Source organism: Pseudomonas sp. P5_B2 (genome assembly GCF_056400445.1).
Map to the genome: position 1 here is coordinate 1 of NZ_JBFULH010000638.1, position 2246 is coordinate 2246.

Here is a 2246-nt window from a genome sequence, read left to right on the forward strand (position 1 = left end):
ATCTGGCTGGCCGTGGATTTCACCGAATGCCCCCTGAGCACCATGTGCGCCACTTCCCGCTCGCGCTCGGTCAGCACGTCGCTGCCAAAATTTTCGAACGCCGACTGCACGCGTTGCTTCAGATCGTCACTTTCAATGACCGCGCTGTGCGCCAAACCGCGACGGCCAAACTCGCTGATAAATTCCCGAACCAATGGCTCAACCGCCCGCAACAGATTCAGCTGTTCCGCCCGCAGACTTTCCCCGCCAAAACCCTGAAACAGGCTGACCGAGACCTGGCTGTCATGGCCGGTATCGATCAGGTAAAAACTGTCCTCCGAGCACCCGGCCTTCAAGTAATAAGTCTTGTAGTACTCAGTGTCGAAGAAGTTGTCCGGGGCGATTTCTTCCAGGTGATAAAACCCTTCGGCCAGCCCCTGCTCCACCGCCAGACAAAACGGGTCGAGCAAGTAGCCACCGGAAAAATAGCGGTCGATGATCGAGTGCCGGTACTGCTCCGGGATACCGCGCTGGTACAGCAACTGTGGCGCCCGGTCCTTGTGTTCGAGGCTGATCATCACCGATTCGATGGACACCAGATGCCCGAACGCCGACGCCAGGTATTGCAGGGCATCGGGCGCGTCGACATGGGCGAATGCGTCGCGCATGGCGCCGTGCCATTTATGCAAGGCCCCGAAGGGCAATGCGATCAGCGTATCGTCGTCGGGTTTGCTCATGCCCCGCAGTCTAGCGGGAGAACCGACGCCGGGTAACCGCCGATTGACCGAACTCATTGCCCGAAATACTGGCCGCTTTTCTCAAGCTCGGCCGCCACTTTAAGAATGCACACCCGCAGGATCTCGACGATTTCATCGACTTGGGCGCACGTCAGGATCAGCGGTGGCGACATCACGTTGAGGTGCATGATCGGCCGCACCAGCAACCCCCGGGCCTGGGCCCTTGAGTGAATCATTTCACCAATGTTGATCTCATCGGCGAACAACGCTTTGGTGCGCTTGTCGGCGACGAACTCCACGCAGGCCATGAACTTCTGGCAGCGCACATCGCCCACCAGCGGCAAGTCGCTGAGGGTTGCCAGCCGCTCTTCGAGATAAGCGCCGACCCTGTCGACATGCTCCAGCAGCTGTTCCCGCTCGATGATCTCGATGTTTTTCAGCGCCGCCGTGCAGCACACCGGATGGCCGCTGTAGGTGAAGCCGTGGGTGAAGCAGCGGCCCTTTCCCGGCTCGGCGATGACTTTCCAGATCCGGTCGGAAAAGATGCACGCGCCCAGTGGCAAATAAGCCGAGGTCAGGCCTTTGGCCGTGGTGATGATGTCCGGCTGCACATCAAACAAGTCATAGGAAGCGAAGAACTTGCCCAGGCGCCCGAACGAGGTCACCACTTCATCGGCGACAAACAGAATGTCGTAGCGCTGGCACACTTCCCACATGCGTTTCAGGTAACCCTTGGGCGGGATAATCACCCCGCCGGAGCCCATGATCGGCTCGGCGAAGAATCCCGCGACCTTGTCCGCGCCGATGGAGAGGATCTTGTCTTCGAACTCCTGGATCAGAAACTCGAGAAACTGCGCCTCGTCCATGCCGTCCGGCGCCCGGTACGGGTTGGGATTGGAGATGTGGTGAATCCGGTCGTTGGCGTAATCGAACTCCGGTACGCGGTCGGCGGCCTTGTTGCCGATCGACATCGTCAGGGTGGTGGACCCGTGATACGCGTTAAAACGGGCAATGACGTGCTTCTTCTCCGGTTTTCCACGGCAGTTCTGGTAGTACTGGATCAGCCGGTACGCGGTGTCCACGGCGGTGGAGCCGCCGGTGGTCAGGAACACGTGATCGAGATCGCCCGGCGCCAGGCTTGCGAGTTTTTCGCACAATTGAATGGCGACGTTGTTGGACATATCGGAGAACGGATTCGAGTACGCCAGTTGCCGCACCTGATCGGCAATCGCCAGGGCCATTTCCTCGCGGCCCAAGCCTATGTTGGTGCACCACATGCCGCCGACTGCATCGAGAAAACGGTTGCCCTGAGCGTCGTAAATGTAGGCGCCGTCACCGGCCACGATGTTCAGCGCGCCCTGTTCGGCGTGCTCGTCGAACATGTGATAGCCGTGCATGTAGTGGGCCTTGTCGGCCTTGATCAAACGAGCATCATCAACCGCCGGCAATACTTTCAACGTTGGAGTAGCCATACAAAAACCTCAAACCGAAGGGTTAATCGATCAGATCCCGCTCTTCACTGTGCTCCAG

Annotated in this window: 2 protein-coding genes; both read right to left on the reverse strand. The window is 59.0% G+C overall.

Features of this window, described 5'->3' with window-relative positions:
- Nucleotides 1–773 (reverse strand): LuxR family transcriptional regulator (locus AC1DRJ_RS25040; protein WP_477804523.1); only part of this gene is annotated, 773 nt, incomplete at its 3' end.
- The gene (locus AC1DRJ_RS25045; protein WP_477804524.1) at nt 770–2188 is read right to left on the reverse strand and encodes an aminotransferase; all 1419 of its coding nucleotides are present in this window, start codon (nt 2186–2188) and stop codon (nt 770–772) included. The genes AC1DRJ_RS25040 and AC1DRJ_RS25045, both read right to left, overlap by 4 nt.
- Nucleotides 2189–2246 lie beyond the last annotated feature (58 nt).